Source organism: Clostridium sp. JN-1 (genome assembly GCF_003718715.1).
GTDB lineage: Bacteria > Bacillota > Clostridia > Clostridiales > Clostridiaceae > Clostridium_AV.
The window spans coordinates 1335331-1362245 of the sequence record NZ_CP033465.1 but is presented as its reverse complement, the minus strand read 5'-3'; the positions used below and the strand labels follow the sequence as shown (position 1 = coordinate 1362245).

The following is a 26915-nucleotide window of genomic DNA, read 5'->3' as shown; positions in this document are numbered from 1 at the left end:
AGAGATATAATAGATGATTACCCAAATTAATCATTCTTAAAACATTAAGGCAGCAAAGCTCTCTTTGCTGCCTTAACGTTTGCCATTTTTTGCACCCCTGGGGTACTAACTAAGCAGTTTAGTAGCTTTCTTTTTATTTAATCCACTTACATACCAAGCAGCAATTAAAAGCAGCATCCATACAACTCCAACTACAGCTGGAATTCTTGTATCTGCACCCATGCACATGGAAACAAATACACCAACTAAGAATATCATAGTTATGATGCCTGAAGCTGGATAAAGTACTGTTTTAAACTTAAGATTCTTAACCTGTTCAGGTGTAAGACTCCTTCTAAATTTAATCTGAGTGTAAACAATCATGAACCAAGCAAATATTCCTGCAAATGTTCCTACACTTGTAACATAAGTGAATGCTTTACCAGGAGCAACATAGTTTATTATAACTCCAATTAACATAAATCCTACTGAAGTAAGTATTGCGTTCTTAGGGACGTTAGTTTTGCTGAGCTTTGAAAAACACTTTGGTGCCTGTCCTTGAAGTGAAAGATTATACAGCATACGGCCAGTTGTAAATATGCCTGAGTTACATGATGAGGATGCTGCTGTAAGTACAACAAAGTTTATTATGCCAGCAGCTGCTGCTATACCAAGTTTGGAGAATGTAAGAACGAATGGACTTCCTTTTGTTCCTATGCTGTCCCAAGCATAAAGCGACATTATAACAAACAATGCACCAATATAGAATATCATTACTCGCGCGAAAACGCTGTTTATAGCTGATGGTATTACTTTTTCAGGATTTTTTGCTTCTCCAGCTGTAACACCGATAAGCTCGACTCCTACGAAAGCAAATGCAACCATAGTCAATGTTGATATAGGTCCCTTAATTCCTTTAGGAAAGAAACCACCATGAGCGGTCAAGTTTGAAATACCAATTGGTACTCCTTTATTTCCTAAACCAAATATTATCATAGCTAAACCGATTACTATCATGGCAATTATTGTAACAACCTTTATAAGTGCAAACCAGAATTCGATTTCACCAAATGCTTTTGCTGCAGTTAAGTTTACAACAGTAAGTATACAAACGGCAACAAGTGCTGACACCCACTGCGGTACATTTGGAAACCAGAAGTTAATGTAAATACCTATCGCTGTAACTTCTGCCATACAAGTTACAACCCACATTATCCAATATGTCCAACCTGTTAGATATCCTGCAAGAGGACTTACGTAATCATTTGCATATGCGCTAAAAGAACCTGCAACTGGATGTTCAACAGCCATTTCTCCAAGTGCACGCATGATGAAAAAAATAATTATTCCTGCAACAGCATAAGTAAGTAATATAGCTGGGCCTGCTGCCTGAATAGCTGTTGCTGATCCTAGAAACAAACCAACTCCAATAGCTCCACCAATTGCCATCATTTTAATGTGTCTTTCTTCAAGACCGCGCTCTAGTCCTTCGCCTTTTTGAATTTCAACTTTATTGCTCATTTTACTACCCCTTTCCTTTATAAAAAATTAAAAGCTTGCCAAATATTCAAGGCTTTTCAAGCTATATCAAAAAGGATTTCCTCACTCGCTTAGTGAATATATATTGTGAAGTACCCTTTATGAACGAGTTAAAAGTTACCTAAAGAAAATAATATATTTTTCATAATATTCAGTTTCGTGTTAATTATCTGCTTTTACGTTAATTAGTTTTATGATCTTACAATTTCAAGAATATTTTTTCTTAATTTTATATGATTATTTCGATATTGTCAATAATCATATAAAAAACAACAATTTTATCAACTTTTATACAATTATGTCTAAAATTTATATACTTTAACTGCTGCAAATCCGCTAATTTCCGCAGCTTAGGAGTCTCCTGCATTTACTTTTTATATTTATATTTTACAAAAGTTATAATTTTCTATACTATAAAAAAAAAGACACTCATCTAAAAATGAATGTCTTTTTATAATATTTATTATTATTTTATTTAAAAAATATCACGAATTTTTTTATTTACCAAGGCTGCATAGCTCCGCCTTCTTCTGCTGGTCTGCAATTCTTTGCAAATAATGCAAGACAGCCTTTTTGTTCTTTAAGAGGCGGACATACCCAATTTTTTCTTCTCCTTGCCAATTCCTCTTCTGATACTTCTAATGTTACTTCTCCTTTAATTGTGTCTACTACAATAACATCTCCATCTTCTACAAGTGCAATGTTACCACCATCGTATGCTTCCGGTGATACATGCCCTACAATTGCCCCATAATTGAACCCTGAGAATCTAGCATCTGTTACAAGTCCTACACTCTTATGCAAGCCGTATCCTACCAAAGCATCTGTAGTAAGCATCATCTCTTTCATACCCGGGGAACCTTTACATCCTTCATAACGGATAACAATTACATCACCTGGTACAATTTCACCTTTTTCGATTGCTGCCAATGATTCAAAGTCGTTGTTAAATACCTTTGCTTTTCCTTTGAAGTATTTCATTTCTTTAGGCACACCTGTTGGTCTTACAATAGCACCATTTGGGGAAAGATTACCGCGCAAAACTTTAAGTCCTGGTTCGTCGTATAATGGATTATCAAGGCTTCTGATAATATCTGTACTTTCTACTTTCACATTTGCTAAAATATCCTTCCACGTCTCCCCTGTCATGGTTGGAACATCTGTATAAAGTTTGCTTTCAATCATCTTCATGACAGCTAAAACCCCACCTGCATAGTGGAAATCTACTACCGTATATGGACCACTTGGAATGACACCTGTAATACATGGAATTTCTTTAGCATACCTTTCAAAGTCTTCCATTGTAATTTTGATACCAAGTTCATATGCAATACTTAAGATATGTAGTACTGCATTTGTTGATCCAGCAACTGCCATATCAAACATAATTGCATTTAATAATGTTTCCTTTGTAATTAATTCAGAAGGTTTACGTCCGGATTTTACTAGTTCTACCATATAAGATCCTGCTTCCCTCGCTTTACGGATCTTTAAATTATCGGATGCAGGAATTGTACCTGTTCCTGGAAGAACTAAATTCATAACCTCCCCGAGCATTTGCATTGTGTTAGCTGTTCCCATTGATGGACAAGCACCGTAAGATGGGCATACATGTTCTTCCATATCTGATAATGTTTCTTCGCTTTCACCGCCGAGTACAGCAACGTCCAGCTCTGCTTCTACTACTTTTTTACCACAATAATTACCAGGCTGCATAGAACCACCAGTAATAACCATTGACGGTATATCAAGTCTAGCTGCTGCTAAATATGTGCCTGCAATAATATTGTCACAAGATGCAATCATTGCCAAACCATCAAAATGATGTACTTTTGTAACAAATTCAATGGACATTGCTACTATATCACGTCCAACTTGCTCGTATTTTAATTCTTCTGCTCCATTTGCTACGTTGCCGCATGTTGCAGGGATTCCAAATTCTATAGGAATACCGCCTGCAGCCCAAATTCCTTGTTTTACTGCTTCGGCAATTTGACGGAGATGTGCACTGCCAGGAGAACCTTCCATGAATGAGTTTGGTACTCCTATATGAGGCTTGTTCTTAATATCGCTGTCTGTGTATCCAGCTGCTTTTAACATAACACGGCGGTGTGTTGCTTTTGCTCCATTCCAATACTCCCTGTTTTTTTCCACTTTCCTTTCCCCCTTTTTATTTTATTAACTCCACTTGGTTCCAATGCCTTTTGCTGCTGCTCTATCATAAATATATTTTGCAGTTATCAGGTCTTGCGTTCCGATTCCTACAGTTTTAAATACAATGATTTCGTCATCGTTTTCTCTTCCGACTATATTTCCCAATATAACTTCTCCCAAATCACCTGTAAAATCATCTTTTGTAATAGTTCCGTTTTCAAGCGGAATTAATATATCCCCTGCTTCTGATAATACGGCTTCTTCGGAATCAAAATAAATCTTACTTGCTCTCGTTAATATAACTGGATCCATTTCCTGCATGTGCGGCTGATAAGAGCCGACACAACTTACTGTTGCACCTTTTTTCACCTTAATTCCATCAAATACAGGCTTTAAAGAAGGAGTTACTGTAATAATCAAGTCAGCATCTTCAATTGCTTCATCGGAACTTTTTGCTGCTGTGATTTTTGTCCCATACGCTTTTAATTCTTCCTGCATCCTTGCTGCAAATGCTTTTGTTCTTTCAAGGTTTAAATCATATACTTTTACTTCTTTAAGATTACGAGCAGCAATCATAGCCTCTAACTGTGTTGCTGCCTGTCCGCCTGTTCCAATCAATGCACCTTTTTTCGCATCTTTTCTCGCTAATATATCAAATGCTGCCCCTGATGCAGCTCCTGTTCGAAGCTGAGTAAGATATGTTCCATCTAAAATTGCATTTACAAATCCATTTGTTCCGTCCATTAACAATACTTGAGCTGGTGCCGATATGAGTCCCTTGTCAATATTCTTAGGAAAGATGTTGACAACTTTCAATGATGCACAATCTAAATCTGCTGCATATGCTGGCATGAACAATAATGTACCATCATGTTTTGGTACAGGAATAGTTGTACGAAGCGGTACAACACTTTTTCCCTCTGAAAAAATACGAAATGCATCTTTGTCAGCATTAATTGCATCTTTCATTGAAAATACTTTTTTAATGTCCTCTCTTGATAATAACAACATAATTAATTCCCCTTTTCATCATAAATTTTCAATCCTTGTAACATCACATTTATTTCTTGCAGATATATATTTTATGTCTCTTTGGTAACATTATAGCGTATTCCCCTATAATAACTATTATATATTTCAACTTTTTTTCCTGTCAATGTAAAATATCTATAATTTAACAATCATAGATATTCTCTTCTCATCATCCGAATGCAGCCCTTGATATTAAAAGGTAGTCCTTAATTGGAACTACCTTTTAACAATCTGAGCGCTGTAGTTAACAGCATTATTGTACTTGTAATTATGTGGTTTGTGGCTATTTACTTATCAAATTCGTCCAAAGACATCAGTTTTAATAAGCCATTTCGCAATAAAATCAAAATTATACCAAATACGATTACAACACCAGCTATGAAACCAAAGATTTCTGTATATCCCATAGCAGCGGTGAATCCTGCCATTTTTCCTGAAATTAAGTTTGAAAAAAAGAAACTTAAGTACCATGCCCCCATTGCTAGTGATCCGTATCTAGCAGGAGCTAGTTTATTGAACACAGCCATTCCTATTGGAGACAGACAAAGTTCTCCCAATGTTAATAAAAGGTAAGCGGCAATGATAAAAAGTATATTCATCTGCTTGCTTCCGTCTGTGATACCACCTAGTGTAGAAATACCTAAGATTAAAGTAATAAATGAAGCTCCTGCTAAGATTAGTCCAAGCCCCATTTTAGTAGGAACTGATAAATCACCCTTCTTGCTATTTCCAAGTTTTATCCAGACATTTGCTAGTATTGGAGAAAACACTACGCAAAAGATCGCATTAACAGAAGTAAGCCAAGGTACAGGCATTGTAAATCCACCAATTTTTCCATTTACTAGTTTATTCGCAAGCAAAGAGAAAGATGTAGCAGTTTGGTACCATGCAGACCAGAATATAATCACAAATAGAAACATAATAAGCATCGCTTTAATACGGTTCTTTTCTATATGTGTCAAAGGTTTGTTTATAACTTTTTCTTTTGATTTTGATGAAATCTTTTTAACTTCAGTTTTTGATGCCGGATATTTTCCAATGTCTCCTAACCATTTAGGAGATAAAACCAAAATCAAAACACATACACTTATCATCACAACAGCACACATAAGAAAAATATATTTATAACCATAAGCTGCAATTTCTCCATTAGCGGCTGCTTTAGCAAACCATTTATCAGAGATTAGCCCTGCAATTATAGGTCCAAAGAAGGAACCAATGTTTACGAACATATAGAATATGCTGTATGCAGCATCTTTTTTAGATAATTCATTTTTCCCATAAAATGAGCCAACAAGCGTACTAATTTGCCCTTTGAAAAATGCACCTGCTATAATCAAAGCAATGAGTCCTAACCATATACTGCCAACATTTGGTTTTGCAAAAAACAGCACCATATAACCACATGCGGTTAGAAATGAACCTAATACTAGTGATTTCTGAATGCCTAACCATTTGTCAGTAATATAACCTCCAACAAGTGACCCCATATAGTTAAGTCCTTGATATAAGCCAATGATAGAAGCCGCTTTTGGCACGCTTAATCCTAAGCCATTTCGACTGATATCAGCTGTAAAGAATAATATTAATACAGATGATACTGCATATCCCGCATAGCTTTGGAGGGCTATAGATATATTTACCAGTGCAAGACCTATAGGATGTTTTTGTTTTTCTCGTGACAATTGTTACATACCTTCTTTCCATTTGACTTAATTATGAAACTTTTCTAGTATATTCTTTTAACCAGTCTTTTTCCTCTTGAGTTAGGTATGGTGAATTTTTTATTGTATTAACCTCCCTTCAATTATATGTACCTATAGGATAAAATTATTATAATATGAATTAGATGGAATAAACTTATATTATATAATAAGGCATTTTATGCTGCTAGGGGATAATCTTTAACTGATAAAAATATAGATATAAGTAATTAAATATAGTAAAATGTATTCAAGGAAATATGCAAATTTAAAATTAAGAAATAAAAAAGAGTAAGGAGACAAACTATGGGATATAATATTATAGATTTAATTGATAAAGCCATAGATATTGCAAATAGAGAAAGAAAAATATATGAAGATATAGGAAAAGAACATTGCAGCATTCCTCCTATAAAAATAATGTCAAAAGTGCTAATAACACATGTAGGCAAAGATATTAAATATCTTGAAGACTTAAAAAATAATTTGATGAATGTCGAAATTGAAGATATTGATTTTGAAATATATGACAAAATGTCTTTTTTAATAAACCAATTCAACAAAAAGGTATACGTTAAAAAAATTGTTAGTACAAGAGATTTCTTAGAGTTTTCCCTTAACTTCCAAAGGGATGTATACTCGCTACTCATTGATCTTCAGGGCAGATCTGTCAAGAGCACAAATGATGTAAAAACTAGAACTTATAAAACACTGTCTAATATGATTAATAATGCAGCTGACCATATTACTGTCCTTGAAAAGACTTTAAAATAAATAGTAAAATTTAATATAAACGAAGTTTTATATGTTGGAGGACAAGATTTAGTGAAAATAAATAGATTACTTGCTATTATAGTTTTACTTTTAAATAGAGAAAAAGTATCTGCATCGGAGCTTGCTGAAAAATTTGAGGTTTCCGTAAGAACAATTTATAGAGACATTGATACAATTAATATGTCCGGAATTCCAATAACTTCTCAGTCTGGAAATAATGGCGGCTTCTATATTGTTGAAAACTATAAGATAAGTCATCAATTTTTAACACTTAAAGATATGATTTCAATAGTAGAGGCCCTAAAAAATATAAATGGAGTTTTAAATAATGACAGTGTAGATTTAGCTATTGAAAAAGTAAAAAGTATAGTTCCTGAAAACAAAAAAGAAAAGTTTAATATGCATTTTAAGCAAATATTCATAGATACGCTCCCATGGGGTTTTAAGAAATCAGATGGAGAATACTTAAAATACAAGATTATAATTGAAGCTTTAGAAAATAGGAATTGTCTAAGCTTCAATTATATGAATGCAAAAGGTGAATATACATTTAGGAAAGTAGAACCCATAACGCTTGTTTTTAAAGGCTTCGGATGGTATTTGTTTTCATTTTGCACTATGAGAAATGACTACAGAATTTTTAAGCTTTCCAGAATAAGAAATTTAAATGTCTTAAATAAAAAGATTTGTAATTCTTTGATCTCCTACGAAAAATACTTAAATAAAAACAATACACCTAAAAATACTATAAAATTAGTATTGAAGTTTTCTGAAAAGGTAAAATGTAGGATAATTGACTACTTTGATAAAGATGAAATAACCTTTAATGGAGACAGCAGCAGCATAGTAAGAACCGAAGTTATTGAAGACAACTGGATCTATTCAATGATATTAAGTTATGGTGAATACGTCGAAGTACTTGAACATGAAAACATACGCCAAGCAATTAAGTACAAGTGTCAAAAAATATTGGATATCTACAAATAGCTTATAAATAATTGCAATTATGATTTCAAACATGACATAATGCTGTCAAATCCTTCTTATATAATATACATATAGATGTTAAAGGAGGATATAATTATGAAACAAAAATATTGTCAAAGCTGCGGTATGCCGCTAAGTGAAGGTTTTTATGGTACTGAACAAAATAGTGAAAAAAGTCTCGAGTACTGCAGTTATTGTTATGAAAATGGAGCATTTAAACAACCTAATTTAAGTATGGAAGAAATGATTGATATGTGTATACCTTTCATGAAACAAAATGGAATGGATGAAGATAAAGCTAGAGCTCTTATGGAAAGTTCTCTTCCAGCTTTAAAGAGATGGAGAAGATCAAAAATATCATCTAAAATACTTGAACTTAATGAAATGATAATTGTAGGTAAAGAAATAAGAACAACTAATGAAGGTGCACAATGTAAACTACCAATTCAAAAATTATGGGCTGAATTCATGGAACAGAAACTTGGAGACAAGATACATGGTAAAGTCAATGGTAATGAATTATTAGGATTATATAGTGATTATGAGAATAAAGAATTTGGAATGTATTCATATATAGTTGGATTTCAAGTTAAAGATAAAAATAACATACCTGCTGGCATGACAGTTAAGGTAATTCCAAAATCAAAATACAATGTTATAACTGTAAAAGGAAATATGCCTCAAAGCATTGCTGAAGGCTGGGGATATATATGGAATTCAGACATTGAGAGAACATATACTGGAGACTTTGAAGTGTATGGCAAAAAGTATGCTGAAAACCAAAATTCAGAAGCAAACATATATGCAGCTATAAAATAAATACACACCTATAATTAACTGTATAAAAAGCACTTGCTTTAAGCAGGTGCTTTTTTATTTGCTTTAACAACCTTAAATTTTATAAATTATAACCTCTCGTGGTATAATTATATTATTATTTTATAAGAAATGAGGTAACATATGCTCGAAGTACTTATTTGTGATGACAATAAATCTTATAGAGATAAAATTAAACAAATTATTGAAAACACTATTTTGAGAGAATCTTTAGATTTGCACATATCTGTGTGTACAAAAAGTCCAATAGAATTATTAAACTATGTTAAGGATCATGCAGTAACTGGGATTTACTTTCTAGATGTTGATTTAAAAAGCACTATAAATGGAATAAAACTTAGCGAGAAGATAAGAGATTTAGATCCACATGGATTTATAATATTTACAACTATTCATATGGAAATGAGCTATCTTGTATTTAAATATAAAGTTGAAGCAATGGACTATGTTGCTAAAGACGAAGATGACTTTAAAGCACGGGTAACAAGTTGTCTTATGAAGGCTTATAATATTTACACTAGAGAAAATCTTAGTGAAGGATATATTAAAGTAAATGAAGATTCTAGGATAATAAATATAAAGCTGTCTGATATCTTATTTATTGAGACAAGCAGTACTCCACATAAGATAAGAGTACATGAGGAAAATAGGCAAATAGAATTTTATGGAAACCTTAAAGACATGGAGCAAAAACTATCTCCAAGTTTTTACAGATGCCATAAATCCTATATTGTAAATAAAGATAGAATTGACGAAATAAATTTGAAAAATAATAAAATCATCATGGTAAATGGAGAAGAATGCCTTGTCTCATTTAGATATAAGAGAGGTCTTATAAAATGATTATCAAAAAATTTCCCATAAGCAAACTATTTACGGATCTACTCTTTCCTTCACTGCAAATTAGTTTATTATGTTGTATTCCAATATACATATTGTTTAAAGATAAGATTAACTTAAACATAATTAAAAAGTATTTTATTATATCTTTTGTAATTGGGGCAGTACTCCAAACTGGTTCATATGTCCTAATACTCCCTATATTTACAATAGTCATATTATTTTTATTAAGGAATAGTAAAGACATGGAAACCACCATAAAAATACTTATAACTATTTTTACAATATACTTTATTGATATCATGTATAAAGGTATTTTAAAATTAGATGTTTATAGTAATCCAGTAATATCTTCTAAAAATTATATTATTGAATTCTTAATCATACTATCTTTTGCACTTTTAATATATGCAATTAAAAAGCACATTCCACATAAGTTTTGGAATTTTAAAAAAGTTTCACCTAAGCAAATAAGATATAGGATGATTCTCAGTATAAGTATACCTATAGCTTTAAGTATATTTTTCATTTATCCTCTGGCGGATTTAGCAAATTACTCTGGAATACACTTCATAACTCAATGTTATCTTCCTCTTGGAATACCTCTTATTTCAATAATACTCATACTCATAATAATCTGTAATTATGACAAAAATTTAAAAATTGAAATGGACTTAAAAAGAGAAATTGAAGAAAAATACAGAATAGAAGAATATGCACATATGGTTGAAGAAATGTATACTGAAACTAGAAAGTTTAAGCATGATTATATAAATATGCTCATTCCTCTTAAAGAATATATAGATACTTCTAATATCAAGGAACTCAAGGATTTCTTTTATGATAATGTACTTAATATGGATAAGAATATAAAGTGGAATAACAGCAACATAGATAAATTAAAATATGTTAAAATATTACCTTTAAAAGCATTACTCTCTACAAAACTAATAAAAGCAGTATCATTGGGGATAAATATAAAAGTGGAAATAGTAGAATATATATATCAAATATCAATGAATACAATGGACTTATGCAGAATACTTGGAATACTTTTGGATAATGCAATAGAAGCATCAAGAATGTGTAATTTGCCTAAGTTATATTTTTGCATTTGTATAAAAAAAGATTATGTAGTTATAGCAGTTCAAAACAACTTCGGGAATACAAAACCAATAATACACAAGATATATAAAAAAGGTTTTTCAACTAAAGGAGATGGAAGAGGACTTGGCTTATATATCTTAAAAAATATTATAGATACAAAATATAATAATGTATTTATAAATACATCTATTGAAGACAATATGTTTACACAGGAATTGTGGATCAAAAGCATAAATGGGACATCCTAACTTGGGTGTCCTTTTCTTTAACGTAAATTTTTTAATCATAACCGTATCAACCTTTACTATTTATGAATTCAGGATAGCCTCTTTGGATTAATCAATAAAATATATGCTAATGTCTGTTAATATGTACTAGAAGTTTGTGATCGCAAACTAAAAATTAATCTTAAAAGAAGGAATAAAAATGGAACCAATTTTAGAAGTAAAAAGTTTAACTAAGTACTATAAAAGAAAAAAGGTAATTGACAGTATTAGTATAAAGGTATTCAAAGGAGACATATATGGTTTTATAGGTCCAAATGGAGCTGGCAAAACAACAACCATAAAGACTATTTTGCGCCTGCTAAAGCCTTCAAGTGGTGAGGTCTTTATAGGAGGGAAAAATATATTTAAAAGTCAAGAAAACAGCCCTTCAGATATAGGTGCTATGATAGACTATCCAAGCTTTTACAACAATTTATCTGGATATAAAAACCTAATGTTATATGCAAATGTCTTGAATCTCAGTAAGAAAAGGGTTTATGAAGTTTTAGAGTTAGTAAAATTGATGGATGATAAAGATAAAAAAGTGAGTAATTATTCTATGGGAATGAAACAAAGGCTTGCAGTGGCCAGAGCATTTTTATCAAAGCCTAGAATTGTAATATTAGATGAACCAACTAACGGTCTTGATCCAGAGGGAGTAAGGGATATGAGAAATTTGATTAAAAAATTAGCCAGAGAAAATAACACCACTTTCATATATTGTTCCCACATTTTAAATGAAGTACAGAATATATGTAATAGGGCAGCAATGATAAATAAAGGCAGGATAATTATTGAAGATTCTATGGAAAACCTGCTTAAAAGTGCTAATTCTCTAGAAGATTATTTTATGAAAGCAGTTGGTCTTTAATATGATTAAAAATGAATTTATAAAGTTTTTTACTCCCCTAAAAATATCAATATATGCAGGTATCATGCTTATATTTATTATCTTAAATGATGTAATATTTGCAGATAAAGCCACAAGTATAGTTACTTTTCACAGTTTGCTATATAGTGATATATCTTCACTTGTATTTATGATTCCAATAGTTTTAGCATCAATAGTTTCGGATGTAATTACACATGATTATGAGTGCGGCTGCATGAAATTTTTTGTACTTTATAAAAGCAAAGTAAAAGTACTCATGTACAAAATAATTTCTCTTATTTTAATAATAGGTATTATGATAATTTTTACATTTACTGTTTTAAATGTAATTTATGTTTTTAAAGATTTAGTACAAATTGATATATTTTTAGATATAAAAATGGGATTACTATTTTTAACTGTACTTATGCCAGTATTACTTATATATGTTTTAATTTCTATACTATCTAAAAATAGCACTATAATATCATTACTTGTATTTCTTTTAATTGTAATGTCAGACTTTATTCCTAAGACAATTGGTAATATAACTCCACGAAGATTTTTATGGGAATGTCTTTTAAAAAATCAAATTGATAAATTCTCCATAATCTTATTTTCAGTATACATAATAGTCCTCGTATTTTTAAACTTTAAGCTATTCAACAAAAAGGAGCTGATACATTGATACTCAAACTTTTTAAAAATGAAATCATCAAAACGCTGCATTCTAAAAAGTTATATGTACTTATGGGATTTGTGATATTCATGATTGCAGCAATATGCTATATGATAAACTTGGATAAAGGACATATAATAAGTAATGCACCTATAACTCATGAATACAGTAAAGAACTTAAGATGGACATCTTAAATATGAATAGTGTAATATTTTTAAAACAATTCAGTACAGAATTCATCTTTAGAACAGTTGTACCGTACTTTGCATTTTTTATGACTGTATTTTCAGTTGGAATATTCGGTCAAGATTTCTTTAGTGGAAATATGAAATACTTTGTAAGATTAACTAAAGACCATGCTGATATATTTAAAGCCAAAGTGCTAAGTATTATTTTTTATTCAGCTTTGGTAGTTATTTTAACATTGATATTAGGTTTTACAATAAGTGCTATTGTTTTTAAATTGAGCTTTGTTGGTTTAGGAAGGATTACATTAATTTACCTATCTGCAATAATTCCAGTTGCTTCATTTGGATTGATCATAGGAATAATATCCTTGTTCTTTAAAAATACAACAATTAGTATAACCATAGGAATTGTAAGTTCAATATTTTTAACTGTTTCAGACAGACTTACAATCACAAGTAATTTTTCGCCTATAGGGGTACTTGGACTTATGGAAAAGTTTAGAGCCAACAATATACATTTAAATTCTTTGATAATGTCAAATATAGTATCCATTGTCTATTTGATAATTGCATATTTAATAGGGAAAAAACTATTTCAAAATAAAGAATTTAACTTTTAAAAGGCTAAAGCTAAAAATGCTCTAGCCCCTTATTTTTATTAAACTTACACCGCTGCAGTGGCAAAGTTATCATATTCATCTGTTAGAACAAATACAGGTATCTTTATTTTACTAGCAAAATTACTTCGCTATAAATTTATTCTTTCCCTTAGCTCACTTATTGCCTTTTGTTCTTCCTTTTTTAAACTCAAAATATATTTATTAAATTCAACATATAATTCCTTTTCATACTCATATTCAAAACTTAAATCTGATATATATTTAGATAAAATAACTATTTCCATTTTGGATAAGCTTTTGAAAAACGTAATATATTCATCTCCAAATAAACAATCAGCATTTAACATGTCTACTAAATCTTCTAAGCTCTTAATATTATTTTTAATTAATAAAATTTTATTCTTCACTAAGGAACACTCTCGAATTTCTTCAGTTAGCTTTTTAAATTTAAAATTGGTCATTTTTTTACCATCAGTATATTCTATTATTTCATTGGTCTTCTCTTCATTAAAGGATATAAATACTTCTTCTAACTTATTTAGTTTTATCCTTTCATTTATAAATGGAGTCATTTTTAATATAGACTTTTTAATATAAGTTATCAATGCTGTATTTTTAACATCTAAAATTTCAGTGCATTTTTTCCCCTGTCTTAACAATTCCTTTTGTAGTTCTTGTAATGATAATTTTTCTAATCTATTTTTTATAATCTCTCTATCTAGATTATTAATATTAAGGCTGCTTAAATCTTTATTACATATGATTAATCCCAGCGAATTAATAAGCACTAATTCAAATATATTTATAAGCAATAATTCACATTTTTTATCATAACCGTTTAATAATTTATTAATCTCACTAATATCAAATTTATTGCAAAACTCATTTTCTAAACTTAAGCCATATAAATAATTATACACATAATCAATGCCTATAAAATTCATAGTATCAATATAAAGCTGATAATCTATTGAACATCCTGGAGTTTCATGAGCTGCAAAAAAATCATCATATTCTTTGAAAAATAGAGAAAAACCATCATCTATAGTATCGTTATAGGAATAGTTATCAACTTTAAGTTTATTTGTCTTAAGCTCCTTGAATAGTTTCTTACACTCTAATTTTTTATCCTTAATTAAATCACGACCCATTTTTAACATATGAGATAAACTGGTATGCTTTAATTCTTCTATTATTAACTCTATATTATCAAAGCTTTTTAAATAAATTCCTATGGTATAGTCAATACATTGCAAAATACTTTCAGCCACCTCTGTCATAACTGAACTGCTTTCACCTTTTGTATAATATTTCAATTTTACCCTTAAAAGCTCCATTCTTTCATAATATATTCTAGCTAAAGTATTATCATCTAGTAACCTTTTCTCATAGCAAGTTACTAAAATATCTTTTAAAAAGCTTTCCTCACTAAATTTATTCTCTGCAGAACAGTCATATTTTTCAATAGTGTTTTCCATAACTCATCAATCCTTTTCATTATCAAGATTTGTATAATCCTTAAACCCACTTTTTATATTGCTTGCAATTCTATATAATGCTTTTCCTTCTAAAATCTCCAATGATCCTTGGCAATAGTTATCAAACTCTTCCTTCATAATTTCTATTAATTCATCATCACTTATATAGTCTAAAGTTTCATTCTTATAGTTATAAAAGATTTCTACAAGTTCATTTATTGTTTCATTATAATTATATTGGGATATATATGGTGAATCACAAAAGGACATAATAATTTTGTTTATAATTTGACCATTAAATTCTATTCTTCCGCTTTTTTGAAGTGCTATATTTCTTGTATCAATAATTTCTTTAACATCTTTATCTGAGAGCTTTAATCCATATTCTTTTGTAGCTTCATTGCACTGAATTATGTCATTAAAAACTTTCTTTCCTAGTAAATTGCTTTGAAATAAATCAATAGAATTTTTCATTTTTAAAAACTCCTCCTAAAAATATTGACTTTTACTTTAAAATGTGTTATACTTAAATTATTGTATTTATATTAGATAATTGTATCATTGACACCTTTTTTTGTCAATGTATTTTATAGTGCTAAAAGGGTATCTTCAACCACAGAAGATACCCTTCTTTATTTTTTATTAAGCTTAATTGGTTCTATCGCCATGATACTTTCCTATAAAGTTAGTTATGTCAATACCTGTAACTTGTCCATTTGAATTTGTATCAAATGTAATGTTTCCGTCTAAAGTTCTCAAAAAGAATTTATATTGGGATTCTGGAAATAGTTCATATTTTTGCTCTACCCCATTTTGATAAAAATAAAGATGTCCATCTTCATTCTTTATAAAAACATTTCCTATACCTTCAATTTCATATTTTCCCACATACTTATTAAGTGAATTATTGTCAAGTTTTATTATATTCCTCGCTTTTGGCATACTATAATTATCACCCAATGCTATATTTGAAAGTGTATACGTAAGTGGATTTATGTTATAGTATCCTGCATTTGTAAGTATAATTATACTTAACCCCTTATCTGTATACCTCGCTATGTTACTTGTAAAACCAAGCGTATTTCCACCATGGAAAACCTCATGACCATTTTTTGTATCAGCTATCATCCAGCCATATCCATAATAGATATTGCTTCCTTTATACATCTCAACATATTTTGAAAACATTTTGTCCATAGTTTTCTTGCTTACTAACTTCTCCGTATCAAGTGCCATATTCCATCTGTATAAATCTTCTGTAGTTGAATACAAATTACCTGCTCCATGTACACCATCAATTACAAGCTCATCACTAATTGGAACAACATCTAAATATCCTTGATATCCACTTGAATTATACATCTTTTCTTTTCCTATATAGCCTATTCCCGTGTTATTCATATTTAGTGGTTTAAAGATATTCTCATTTAAATAATTTTCATAATTCATTCCACTTACTTTTTCAACTATATATCCAAGCAAGATATATCCTGAATTTGAATATTCAAATTCGGTACCTGGTTTAAAATCAAGAGGTTGATTCTTAAAAAAGTTAATTGCAGCATTTATATTTTGTAAGTCTTCGGGCTTCATATTAAAAAAACCAGGTATTCTATCTAAACTTTTAATGCCAGATGTATGTGTAAGCAAATTATAAATAGTTATCTCGTCTCCATGTGGAAAATCAGGTACATACTTTGAAAGCTTGTCTTGCTCATTTAAAAGTCCCTTTTCTTCAAGCTGCATTATTGCCATTGCTGTAAATTGTTTTGTCATTGATCCTATCAAAAATCTAGTTTGAGATGTATTTTTGATATTTTGTTCGAAGTTTGCCATACCGTACCCTTTATTTAATAGTATATTACCATCTTTAGCAACTAAAACACTGCCGTGAAAATTATCTGACTTTTGTAATGCATTTAAATAATCATCCAATTTTGTAGCAATAATTTTGTCTTTTGTATAAAATAACGGTTTATTTAAGCTATCTTCAGTATTTTTTTCTGTATTAGATATTTTAACTACCTGAGTAGTGCTGTCCCAATCAACTAATTCATTGAGTACTTCACTGAAAAACTCAAGTGGTACAAAAACTTCTCCTTCACTTACTAATGGTTTTGTGGAAAGTGTAACAAGCTTACCATTAGCAGTTACTTTTTCATCTCCACTATTAAATCTAACACTTATGTTAGAGTCTTTTACTATAACACTTCTACCTTCTTTTACCTGTACAGAAGCATCACTTTTAATTTGTTTAAGTACTGGAACAAGCGGTATCATAACTTTTGAGTTTGAGTCTATATATGGTTTTAAATCGTCTAATGCAATTGCTTTATCATTTATCTTTACTACAATTGAACTTTCATTAGATTGAGTTATGGCCGTTCCTGTCGTATCAGCCGCTTGTGCACTTACAGGTGCTACAGCTGAATACATAACTATGATAAGCGACACAAGAATACCTGATACAAATTTTTTAATTAATTTACAAGTTTGACTTATTTTCACCAAGATCCCCCCCTTATTATGTATCGTTTAATGACATATCATTAAACGATATGTAAATCAATGTATAATATGACTTAGTTTCCTACACAATCAAATTATACCATAATCTTAATAAAAGATATTAAAGAAAATATAAAGAAAGCCTTAATATCAAAATTTTACTTATCACTCTTTATGTTAAATATACTCTTCTCTTTTTTCTGCTGCAATTATACTTATCCCTAAAAATAATATAGTCCATATAAACATTATTAAACCCGCAGATAAAGAATTTATGTAATATGCACCAGTATCTTGTACAATTTGTCTTGTTATTATATTTCTCGGATTGCCAAGATCTATAAAAAATGCAGACATAATATCCGATATATCAGATAATGCAGGAACTTTCGAAAGTATCATATAAGCTACTCCAAATAGTATAGCTGTGGATGTTGCTGCTGCATTATTCTTAATTAGAGTGGATATTAAAATACAAAAACTTGTAGCTGCAATTATAAAGATTATCTGTAAAATCATAAATTCAATTAAAAATTTGTAAAGAGGCATAATACTTGAAGTTCCTGGAATAACAGATATAAATTTATGCAAATCCACATTTTGTATGCTGCTGTGCTTAAATGCGGGACCTATAGGGACTGGATACTTAAAGCTATCAAAACCATATACAATTTCTCCAAACAAGAAAAATATTAAATTAAAAATAACTACAAGTGCAGAACTTGAAATGGCATACGCTAAAAACTTGCCAAATAAAAGTTTTGTTTTTGTAACAGGTCTTAAAAGCAGGAGCTTTAAAGTAGGTGGTGCATATTCACTGGAAACACTATCTACTGCCATAAATACTGTTACCAAAAATATCACAATCATACCAAACTCCAAAATAAGAATATAATTATTAAATAATACGTATCCTGTAGCTTTAAGCTCACTAATTGGCTTTATGTTATTTTCTAATAAATATTTATCATAAGCAATTTCAACTTTTCTTTGTTCCTTTTTAGCATCATCCATTTTACTGTCATCAACACTTTCCATAAGTTTTATATCTTTTTTTAAATTATCTTTCCAAGCCAAAGGATGTGTTTTTTCAAATTCATAGTTTTTTATCATTCTATCAATACCATCAATATGTTCTTGAATTTCTGCAAGCTTTGCTTTATCTTTTACTGACTTTTTTTGATCTTTATAGTATTGTTCTACCCTCTTGTCTTTTTGAAATCCTTTCTCTCCATTCTCACTATTTACAGCCAGTATTGAAAATACAGCTACAAGCAGCAATATAATGGAACATATTAAAAATTTTCTTCTATAAAATATCTTAATTATTTCATTTTTAATTATTGAAAAAATCATCATCTTCTCCCCCTACAACAACTTCAAGATATCTTTTTTCAAGATTTCCCTTCATATTGTTTACATCTTCTATTCCCTTAATTTCGCCTTCATTTAAGAATGCAACTCTATCACACATGGATTCCATTTCGCCAAGTATGTGTGATGATATAAACATGGTAACTTTCTTCTCCCTGGAATACTTTTTAAATAAATTTCTAAAATGAATCATTCCACTTGGATCAAGTCCATTAGTTGGTTCATCCAGTATCCATACCTTCTTGTTTCCCATGAGAACCTGTGCAATTCCAAGCCTCTGCTTCATTCCAAGAGAATACTTTTTAAACTTATCATCAATTCTGTCACTTAATCCAGCTAGCTTTACAGCTTCATCTATATCAGATTCACTGATATTTCTATCTAGCCTTGCCAGCTGTCTTAAATTTTGAGCCCCCGTTAAATATGGATACATATCCGGTGCTTCAACCATAGCTGCCATATTGCTTATATAGCTTATTCTATTATTTTTAATCTCATCTCCATTTATATAAATTTTGCCGCTGGTAGGCTTTAAAAATCCAACAATCATCTTTATAGTTGTAGTCTTTCCTGCACCATTGGGTCCTAAAAATCCAAAAATCTCGCCCTCATTTACGCTTAAATTTAAGTTTTTCACAATTTCTCTCTTTCTTATAGTCTTTGATACATTTTCTAATCTCAATACTTCCAAAAAGCTCACACCCATTCTTTATATGATGACTTCATTATAGTGTACGAGTATTACAAAACTGGTTCATTTTATATTACAAAATTGATACTACTTATTAAGATTTTATTACAATCACCCAAAATAATAGAAAAATGTATATAATAAGTATAGATATAATATAGAAGGTGAACTTTGATATGGACAAAAATGTAGTTTTAATTGTAGATGACGATGAAAATATACGTGAACTCTTAACTATAATGTTAAAAAATCAAAATATAGATTCACTATGTGCAAAAGATGGAGTAGAAGCACTAGAAATTTTAAAAAATGAAAAGGTAGATTTGATACTTTTAGATATAATGATGCCAAGAATGGACGGCATGATGGCATGTATGAAAATAAGGGAAAGTTTAAACTTACCTATTATAATACTGTCTGCTAAAGAAGATGATGCAGATAAAATAATGGGACTTACTATTGGAGCCGATGATTACATTTCAAAACCATTTAATTCAATGCTTTTAATTGCAAAGATAAAGTCTCATCTAAGAAGATACAAGGAATTTAATTCAAACTTTCATGGTAATTTAAATTTAATTAAAATACAGGACATGCTTATAGATACAGATAAGCATATTGTAAAAGTAGATGATAATGAAATAAATTTAACTCCACATGAGTTTGAAATTTTAACCCTGCTTGCAAAAAATAAAGATAATGTGTTAAGCATAAAACAAATATATGAAAATATATGGAATGAACCTTATATTGAATTTGACAGGACAGTTACAGTACACATAAGAAGGCTGCGGCAAAAACTAAAAAAAGACTACATAAAAACTGTATGGGGAGTTGGTTATAAAATTGAAAGTTAAAATAGTTGGTATTCAAACTAAATTCTTGTTTTCATTTATATTTTCGCTAATTACAAGCTTTCTTATATATACCACATTATGTTCAACTTACATAAGTTTTGCATCTCAAAAATATCCTTATAGGTTTCAAAGTTATAACTATAGCTTTAACAAATTATCAAACATTTCTCTTGATATAAGTTTAGATGCAAGTAACGTAAATTTTAATAATGACTCCAAATATAAATCTGTACTATCCAAATACGAAAGTAAGTATTCAGAGTATAAGCTTGGCTTTATTGTAGCTAATCCTCAAAATAAGATTTTATATAATTCATCCAAACTTCCAAAGAATCTAAATTTGGAAAATGCATACTCAGATTTTTTAAAATATTTTACCCACTCAAGAAATTTAACCAGGTATCATAACTATATATATAAAATACCTATAAAAATAGGTAACGATGTTTCCATACTTTGGGTTACTGCATCTCCTATAAATATACCTCATGATTCAGCTGGACTTCTAATAGAGTTTAAAAACTTTATGATAATGCTTTCCATATGCATGCTGCTGTTTTTCTTTATAACTCACCATAGGATGAAATACATAACTGAAATATGTTATGGTATAAAAACTATTGCAAATAAAGATTTAAATTATAAAATACGTCAAAAAGGACACGATGAGCTATCTGAAATATCTAAAAATATAAATTTAATGGCAGATAAGATAAAAGAAAAAATTGAAAGTGAGAGAAAAATTGAAGCTTCCAAAAATGCACTTATAACAAATGTAGCTCATGATATAAGAAGTCCTCTTACAAGCATAATTGGATTTTTACAAATTGTAGAAAATAATGAGTATAAATCAAAGGAAGAACTGAAAAGATTTATAGGTATATCTTTAAAGAAAGCCGAAACCATGAAAAAACTCACAGATGACTTGTTTATGTTTACAAAGTTAAATAGCAGTGGTTTAAAATTACACTTATCTACAGTATGCTTAAATGAGCTCATTTACCAACTAATTGATGAATTTTCAATTACATTTGAAAATGAAAACTTAAATATTGTAGATAATATATGTGATGAAAATATAATGGTTTCAATTGATATCAATTTATTTGTAAGAGCTTTAAATAACCTGCTGTACAATGCCTTAAAATACAGCATTAAACATTCAAGTGTCAATTTATCTTTAATTCAAAATAATAAAAATGCTGTAATTAGTATAAGTAATAAGTGTAAAAACTTAAATGTAGAAAATGCAAATATGCTATTTGAAAAGTTTTACAGAGCTGATAAGTCCCGTACAAATCCTGATGAAGGCTCAGGATTAGGACTTTCCATAACTAAAAATATAATTGAATGCCATGGCGGCAAGATATGGGCAAATTATGAGAAAGGTATAATTACATTTACAATATCACTACCAAATTAAATATACTATAACTAGAACTTGTAATTTACATATATTGCGTATCAAGCATTGCATTGCAGGAAAATAAATTCAAACTGCATCGGCTGATATATGCCTCAAAGAACCTGCCGCTTCACCAAAAGTTCTAATAATTGTTTTATTTAAAAATGTCTAAATAATTATATAACTGATTCATTCCTTTTTCATGAATTTGGTGGAGGCGAATCGCAGCGAGTAAAATCCACTACTCCACCTTAAATTAACATCATTCAATTAGAATATTTACTTAAAAACTCTCTAGTTTCTTTTCCAATATCCTTTGATTTTGTATAGTAAATATAATGTCCTCCTTCTAAAGGAAAGTAACAAAACTTAGTATATTCCTTAAATTCCTCCAAATTTTTATTTATTATATTTGTATACTTCACATTATTTATATCTTTCATAGATTTAATTGAAATAAATTTAAGTATAGGGAGGTCCTTTGGCATTTTAGTTTTATTTACAGTTTCACAATTCTTTAATATCATGGTAACTTCATTTTCCATGGTTTTGTTAAAGGGATTTTGAACTCCCATTTTAACTAAGTCCTTTTTATCACTTTGCGAAAAGCATTTTTCATCTTTATAAATGCTATTATAGTACATCCTATCAACGCCTAAAAAGTTTTCCACAGCTGCTAACATAAATTGCTTTTTACCAATGGATAAATCAACCTTGTCTGATTCCTCCAAACTTGCCTTAACTAGTGTTGTATCTAACATAACAATTGCTTCCACTTCTTTAGGATAAACAGCTGCATAATACTCAGCATATACTCCTGATATAGAATGGGGCATAAGTATGTATGGTCCCTCAATCTTTGCTTTCTTCAAAGCCATTCTAGTTTCACCTACAATATTTTCTACACTTCTTTCTTTGGAAGTTTCATCACTAAAACCGTAGCCAAAAGGTTCTACAACAACTACTTTAAAGTCATTTTTTAATTCATTAATTAAAGGTTTAAAATCAACTGAAGGTGCAGTACTTCCTAAACCAGGCATTAAAACAATGGTTTTCTTTCCTTCCCCCTCTGAATATACATGTATCTTTTTACCATCAACCTCCACCAATGTACCTAAAGGTTTAACATCATTCCTTTCAATATATTTTCGTACTTGACCTACTATACACATAACTATTAACAATGTTAATATGACAGCAAGAACTCTTCTTAATATCTTTGTTATTTTGCTAAGCATTATTTTCACCTTCCTCATATACCATATTTGCATAACTGTTACTTATGAAAATGTAGAATAAAATCATTGTAATTGAATATATTCCTAAAGAAATACTTAATTGAAGATTAAAATAAAAGCTCATTATTTGTTCTAACATCTTCATTGCAACTATACTATGTAATATTGCTATACTTCCTGGCAAAATAAAGGATATTGCTACCTGTGTATAAACAGACTTTTTTACTTCCTTTTTAGTCATTCCTATTTTTTTCAAAGTTATATACTGCTCCCTATCCATAAATGCATCCTCTAATATTTTAAAATATATTGTACTGAATGTTGAAAGTATAAATATTATGGACATTACCATACCAAGAAAATGGAATATTTCAATCGCATAATAGTCCCAGGTATGCTCATTGATATTGGGATATACCGTTCCTGAAAATACTGCTTGTCTTATATTATATATTAACCGGTTTAAATCTTGATCTTTCCTTATTTGAACACAGTTTAAAGCTCTTTCCTTAAAACCTGCCTTTACCTTTTCATATTCGCCATCTTCTAATACATATATATTTTTTAATCCTAACTTATCCATAATTCCAGTAAAAGGAATATCTTTTTGCACTTTTATAATATAATCCTTACCATTTATCTCTATTTCTTTTTTCACAAGGTTAAAGGGAGATGCTAAAGTTGTTGCACTTGATATGAAAACAGCTTCTTTTCCTCTAGGTTCAATAGTATCTTGCACCTTATAATTTAAGAATTCTAAGTTCTTTTTTAAAGTTGAATAGCTTATTATTATTGCCTCATAATTGTAATCTACTTTTTTAGGATAGCTTTTATAGTTAACTTTCCCTAATATAAATCTATTTTCATTAATTTTAGCTTTTTTAATTATTTCTGCTATTTTCTTCTTTGAATTTTCATCATAAGTTTCATAACAAAAACTATAGGGTGCTTCCTTTATATTCTCTCTTTCTGCAATTTCTTTGAAAGATAAACTTAATCCAAAGGCTGTTATTGCTGCTGCACATAACATTGTTGTCATTGCCAGGTTTCTATAATTATCTTTAAGCCTAAAATACACATTAGAAATGCTTAATAATCTAACCTTTTTATATACTAATTTTTTATTTTTCATTATTTTATCAAAAACTATTGACATGAAACTTCCAAAGAAAAAGTAAGTTCCAATTGAAACGCATAGCAAAGCTGCTATAGAGGAAAGCATTAAATCTATTTCCCATCTTTTAACCATTACAGCAGCTAAATATCCTGCCAAGATTAATATTACTCCTAAAATTCCTTTAAAATGTCTTAAATTGGGAAGTTCCTCTTTTTTCCTTGTAGCATTGATCATATCTATTAACTTACTTCTTTTTACTATTCTATATTTTTTGTAAGCTACTATTGCAAAAATGCAAGGGAATACTAAGATTACTATATAAATAGAATTTAATGATATTGTGAAAGGTGCCTCAATCTTTAAATGAATTGATTTAGCTAAAAGCATAAAAAATAATTTAGATAATATTATTCCAAATACAAGACCACTTGATATTGATAAGAATCCAATAAACAAGCTTTCTATGACAAACACTTGACTGATTTTTGATTGTGTAACCCCCATTAACATATATAAGGCTGTCTCTTTCTGTCTATTTAATATAAAAAACTTGTCCGCATTAAAAATAAAATATATTACTGTACATGCTAAAATAAATCCACAAGAAATACTAACTGTGCTTGCTGCCTGAAACCTTTCACTTATTGATATAAACGCATCATTATTTTTTATTGCTAAAAAGTTATAAAAAGCTGCAACAGATACAGTAGTAATGAGTAAATAAAGTTTATATATTCTTATATTATCTTTAAAAAGCTTATAGGAAAGTTTAAAACAGTTCATCTTTTTCCCCTCCCATTATTGCTGTCATATTAAGAATCCTTTTAAACATGTCACTTCTTATTCCACTGCTTTGTAGCTCACCGCTTATACTCCCATCTTTCAAAAATACTACTCTATCTGCATAACTCGCAGCCCTGGCATCATGAGTTACCATTACAATTGTAGTATTATAAGTTTTATTTATATTTTCAAAACACTCAAGAACTTCTACAGAGGCCTTAGAATCCAAAGCACCTGTTGGCTCATCTGCAAAAACCACCTTTGGAGATGTAATTAATGCTCTGCAGATTGCCGCCCTCTGCTTTTGCCCTCCTGAAAGTTCATAAGGGTATTTATCTAAATGTTTTTCTATACCTAAAAGCTTTGTAAGTTTATCAGTTCTTTCTAATATTATCTCTAACTTTTCGTTATTTAGTGTAAGTGGTAGTGCTATGTTATCTCTTATTGTCATACTATCTAACAAATTAAAATCTTGAAAAACAAAACCAATTATATCTCTTCTAAATTCAGCTAGTTCCTCTCCTTTTAGATTGTTTACATCCCTGCCATCAATTATAACTTTTCCTGAAGTTCCCTTATCTATTGTGGACATAATATTTAAAAAAGTAGTCTTTCCTGATCCTGAAGGTCCCATTATACTAATAAATTCTCCCTCATTAATTTCTATATCTATTTCTTTTAACACCTTATGTTTATTGGTTAATCTTCCATAATCCTTAGTTAACCTTGATACCTCTATAATTTTTTTCATCTGTTATCACCTCATATCTATAGTATAATTCGTACTGAAACCTTCTTCCATCTATTTAGGTTACAAATTAGTTTCTATTGTGACATCGATGTAACATTGAAGTAATCTGCCAGCTTATAAAAACTTAAAATAAACTCAGTGTACTGCCCCTCTTCACTTTCTACCTTTAAATCTATATTTAAATTATTACACATCTTTTTTGCATAATATAACCCAATGCCAGTAGATTTAGTTTTAATCCTTCCATTCTTTCCAGTAAAACCTTTATTAAAAATTCTATTTATATCTTCTTTGGGAATCCCAATGCCATTATCTTTAATGTGTAGATAATAAGCTTTGCTGTCCTCTTTACTAAAGATATGTAATTGTCCATTTTCATTAGTGTACTTGCTGCTGTTATTAATAATTTGAGAAATGATATATTGAATCCATTTTCTATCACTTATTATGTTAAATTCTTTAACCGCCACCGTTATTTCAATATTTTTATTCATAAAAAACTCTGCGTTTTCCCTTATTGCCTTTCTAATTTCATCCTTTACAACTGTTTGTTCACTTTTTATATCCAAATTATAATTATTTGCCCTTGTGACATACAACACTTGATTTACACTAAACTCCATTTGTTTCATTTCAGATATTATCTTTTTTGATTCATGTTCATCCAAGTTTTCTAATAATAGATAAACAACAGCAATATTTATTTTAATATCATGAACCCATTTTGTAATGTAATCTTCAAAATCATTTATATTGCTTTTTAAGCTTTCTTCCACCTTTAAATGTTCTAGCTTTTGTTTTTCCAGCATATTTGAAAGTACCTTTAAATGAAAATCTTTTTCTTTTTTATCCAACTTCTCATTGCCTTGCAAAATATTATTGTATTTGTGACTTTCTTTTATTAAACCATAAATAAAAGTTATAATTACTGTTAATATAATAAGTATGTCCATATATATAATATCCTGAAAGCTCTTATTTATAGTGGTGCTGCTGTATAATATACAATTGATTAGTATAAAAATTATCATATAGCTTGCTAACCATATTTTATTGCTTCTAATATAATCCACTATCTTCATCTAAGTCTTTCCCTCCTTAAGAAAAAGCCAACTATCAAGAATTTCTTTCTAAAC

The 26915-nt window shown here is 29.7% G+C and carries 23 protein-coding genes; 10 read left to right on the top strand and 13 right to left on the bottom strand.

All coding sequences use genetic code 11. The annotated features are described in order from the left end of the window. Positions 1 to 105: 105 nt before the first annotated feature. From EBB51_RS06645 to EBB51_RS06630, 4 genes are all read right to left on the bottom strand, one after another. Positions 106 to 1500: an amino acid permease gene (locus EBB51_RS06645; RefSeq protein ID WP_123053742.1), complete on the bottom strand. Its 1395-nt coding sequence runs from the start codon at positions 1498 to 1500 to the stop codon at positions 106 to 108. 519 nt (positions 1501 to 2019) lie between these two features. Then, the gene (gene ilvD / locus EBB51_RS06640) at positions 2020 to 3672 is read right to left on the bottom strand and encodes a dihydroxy-acid dehydratase (RefSeq protein WP_243103931.1); all 1653 of its coding nucleotides are present in this window, start codon (positions 3670 to 3672) and stop codon (positions 2020 to 2022) included. Between the two features lie 24 nt (positions 3673 to 3696). Then, positions 3697 to 4683: an ornithine cyclodeaminase family protein gene (locus EBB51_RS06635; protein ID WP_123053741.1), complete on the bottom strand. Its 987-nt coding sequence runs from the start codon at positions 4681 to 4683 to the stop codon at positions 3697 to 3699. Positions 4684 to 4991: 308 nt separating this feature from the next. Then, positions 4992 to 6389 (bottom strand): peptide MFS transporter, encoded by a 1398-nt coding sequence (locus tag EBB51_RS06630; protein WP_123053740.1) that lies wholly within the window; start codon positions 6387 to 6389, stop codon positions 4992 to 4994. Between the two features lie 324 nt (positions 6390 to 6713). On the opposite strand from EBB51_RS06630, the gene EBB51_RS06625 reads away from it, so the two are divergent. From EBB51_RS06625 to EBB51_RS06590, 8 genes are all read left to right on the top strand, one after another. Continuing rightward, positions 6714 to 7181 (top strand): hypothetical protein, encoded by a 468-nt coding sequence (locus tag EBB51_RS06625; RefSeq protein WP_123053739.1) that lies wholly within the window; start codon positions 6714 to 6716, stop codon positions 7179 to 7181. Positions 7182 to 7232: 51 nt separating this feature from the next. After that, the gene (locus EBB51_RS06620) at positions 7233 to 8168 is read left to right on the top strand and encodes a YafY family protein (RefSeq protein ID WP_123053738.1); all 936 of its coding nucleotides are present in this window, start codon (positions 7233 to 7235) and stop codon (positions 8166 to 8168) included. Between the two features lie 96 nt (positions 8169 to 8264). After that, complete coding sequence (locus EBB51_RS06615; protein WP_123053737.1) at positions 8265 to 8987, top strand: zinc ribbon domain-containing protein; 723 nt, start codon at positions 8265 to 8267, stop codon at positions 8985 to 8987. Between the two features lie 141 nt (positions 8988 to 9128). Further along, positions 9129 to 9848 (top strand): LytTR family DNA-binding domain-containing protein, encoded by a 720-nt coding sequence (locus EBB51_RS06610; RefSeq protein WP_123053736.1) that lies wholly within the window; start codon positions 9129 to 9131, stop codon positions 9846 to 9848. Further along, on the top strand, positions 9845 to 11200 hold the full coding sequence (locus EBB51_RS06605; RefSeq protein ID WP_123053735.1) for a GHKL domain-containing protein: 1356 nt from the start codon (positions 9845 to 9847) through the stop codon (positions 11198 to 11200). Before EBB51_RS06610 ends, EBB51_RS06605 begins: the two co-directional genes overlap by 4 nt. 178 nt (positions 11201 to 11378) lie before the next feature. Continuing rightward, entirely contained in the window at positions 11379 to 12089 is a 711-nt protein-coding gene (locus tag EBB51_RS06600) for an ATP-binding cassette domain-containing protein (RefSeq protein WP_123053734.1), read from the top strand. Between the two features lies 1 nt (position 12090). Continuing rightward, positions 12091 to 12777 (top strand): hypothetical protein, encoded by a 687-nt coding sequence (locus EBB51_RS06595; RefSeq protein ID WP_123053733.1) that lies wholly within the window; start codon positions 12091 to 12093, stop codon positions 12775 to 12777. Further along, a complete protein-coding gene (locus EBB51_RS06590; protein ID WP_123053732.1) occupies positions 12774 to 13577 on the top strand; it encodes a hypothetical protein in 804 nt (267 codons plus the stop codon). The genes EBB51_RS06595 and EBB51_RS06590 overlap by 4 nt, the downstream gene beginning before the upstream one ends. 128 nt (positions 13578 to 13705) lie before the next feature. Here EBB51_RS06590 and EBB51_RS06585 read toward each other — a convergent pair whose 3' ends face one another. The 5 genes from EBB51_RS06585 to EBB51_RS06565 all read right to left on the bottom strand — a co-directional run bounded on the left by EBB51_RS06585 (position 13706) and on the right by EBB51_RS06565 (position 19637). Then, entirely contained in the window at positions 13706 to 15055 is a 1350-nt protein-coding gene (locus EBB51_RS06585; protein ID WP_123053731.1) for a DUF6179 domain-containing protein, read from the bottom strand. Between the two features lie 6 nt (positions 15056 to 15061). After that, positions 15062 to 15529: a DUF6323 family protein gene (locus EBB51_RS06580; protein WP_123053730.1), complete on the bottom strand. Its 468-nt coding sequence runs from the start codon at positions 15527 to 15529 to the stop codon at positions 15062 to 15064. Positions 15530 to 15703: 174 nt separating this feature from the next. Further along, positions 15704 to 17563 carry a serine hydrolase gene (locus EBB51_RS06575; protein WP_243103930.1) on the bottom strand — a complete coding sequence of 620 codons (1860 nt, stop codon included), beginning with the start codon at positions 17561 to 17563 and terminating at the stop codon, positions 15704 to 15706. A 177-nt stretch (positions 17564 to 17740) separates the two neighbouring features. After that, positions 17741 to 18922, bottom strand: a complete 1182-nt coding sequence (locus EBB51_RS06570; RefSeq protein WP_243103929.1) for an ABC transporter permease subunit — start codon at positions 18920 to 18922, stop codon at positions 17741 to 17743. Next, entirely contained in the window at positions 18900 to 19637 is a 738-nt protein-coding gene (locus tag EBB51_RS06565) for an ABC transporter ATP-binding protein (protein WP_243103928.1), read from the bottom strand. Before EBB51_RS06565 ends, EBB51_RS06570 begins: the two co-directional genes overlap by 23 nt. A gap of 167 nt (positions 19638 to 19804) precedes the next feature. Here EBB51_RS06565 and EBB51_RS06560 point away from each other — a divergent pair, with 167 nt between their 5' ends. Both EBB51_RS06560 and EBB51_RS06555 read left to right on the top strand, forming a co-directional pair. After that, positions 19805 to 20485 carry a response regulator transcription factor gene (locus EBB51_RS06560; RefSeq protein ID WP_123053727.1) on the top strand — a complete coding sequence of 227 codons (681 nt, stop codon included), beginning with the start codon at positions 19805 to 19807 and terminating at the stop codon, positions 20483 to 20485. Further along, positions 20475 to 21908 (top strand): HAMP domain-containing sensor histidine kinase, encoded by a 1434-nt coding sequence (locus tag EBB51_RS06555; RefSeq protein WP_123053726.1) that lies wholly within the window; start codon positions 20475 to 20477, stop codon positions 21906 to 21908. The genes EBB51_RS06560 and EBB51_RS06555 overlap by 11 nt, the downstream gene beginning before the upstream one ends. A 248-nt stretch (positions 21909 to 22156) precedes the next feature. Here EBB51_RS06555 and EBB51_RS06550 read toward each other — a convergent pair whose 3' ends face one another. The 4 genes from EBB51_RS06550 to EBB51_RS06535 form a co-directional block, all read right to left on the bottom strand. Further along, complete coding sequence (locus EBB51_RS06550) at positions 22157 to 23128, bottom strand: alpha/beta hydrolase (protein ID WP_123053725.1); 972 nt, start codon at positions 23126 to 23128, stop codon at positions 22157 to 22159. Then, on the bottom strand, positions 23121 to 25028 hold the full coding sequence (locus EBB51_RS06545) for an ABC transporter permease (protein WP_123053724.1): 1908 nt from the start codon (positions 25026 to 25028) through the stop codon (positions 23121 to 23123). The genes EBB51_RS06550 and EBB51_RS06545 overlap by 8 nt, the downstream gene beginning before the upstream one ends. Next, entirely contained in the window at positions 25015 to 25779 is a 765-nt protein-coding gene (locus tag EBB51_RS06540) for an ABC transporter ATP-binding protein (protein WP_123053723.1), read from the bottom strand. The genes EBB51_RS06545 and EBB51_RS06540 overlap by 14 nt, the downstream gene beginning before the upstream one ends. 74 nt (positions 25780 to 25853) lie before the next feature. Beyond that, positions 25854 to 26861 (bottom strand): ATP-binding protein, encoded by a 1008-nt coding sequence (locus EBB51_RS06535; RefSeq protein WP_123053722.1) that lies wholly within the window; start codon positions 26859 to 26861, stop codon positions 25854 to 25856. Positions 26862 to 26915: the final 54 nt, after the last annotated feature.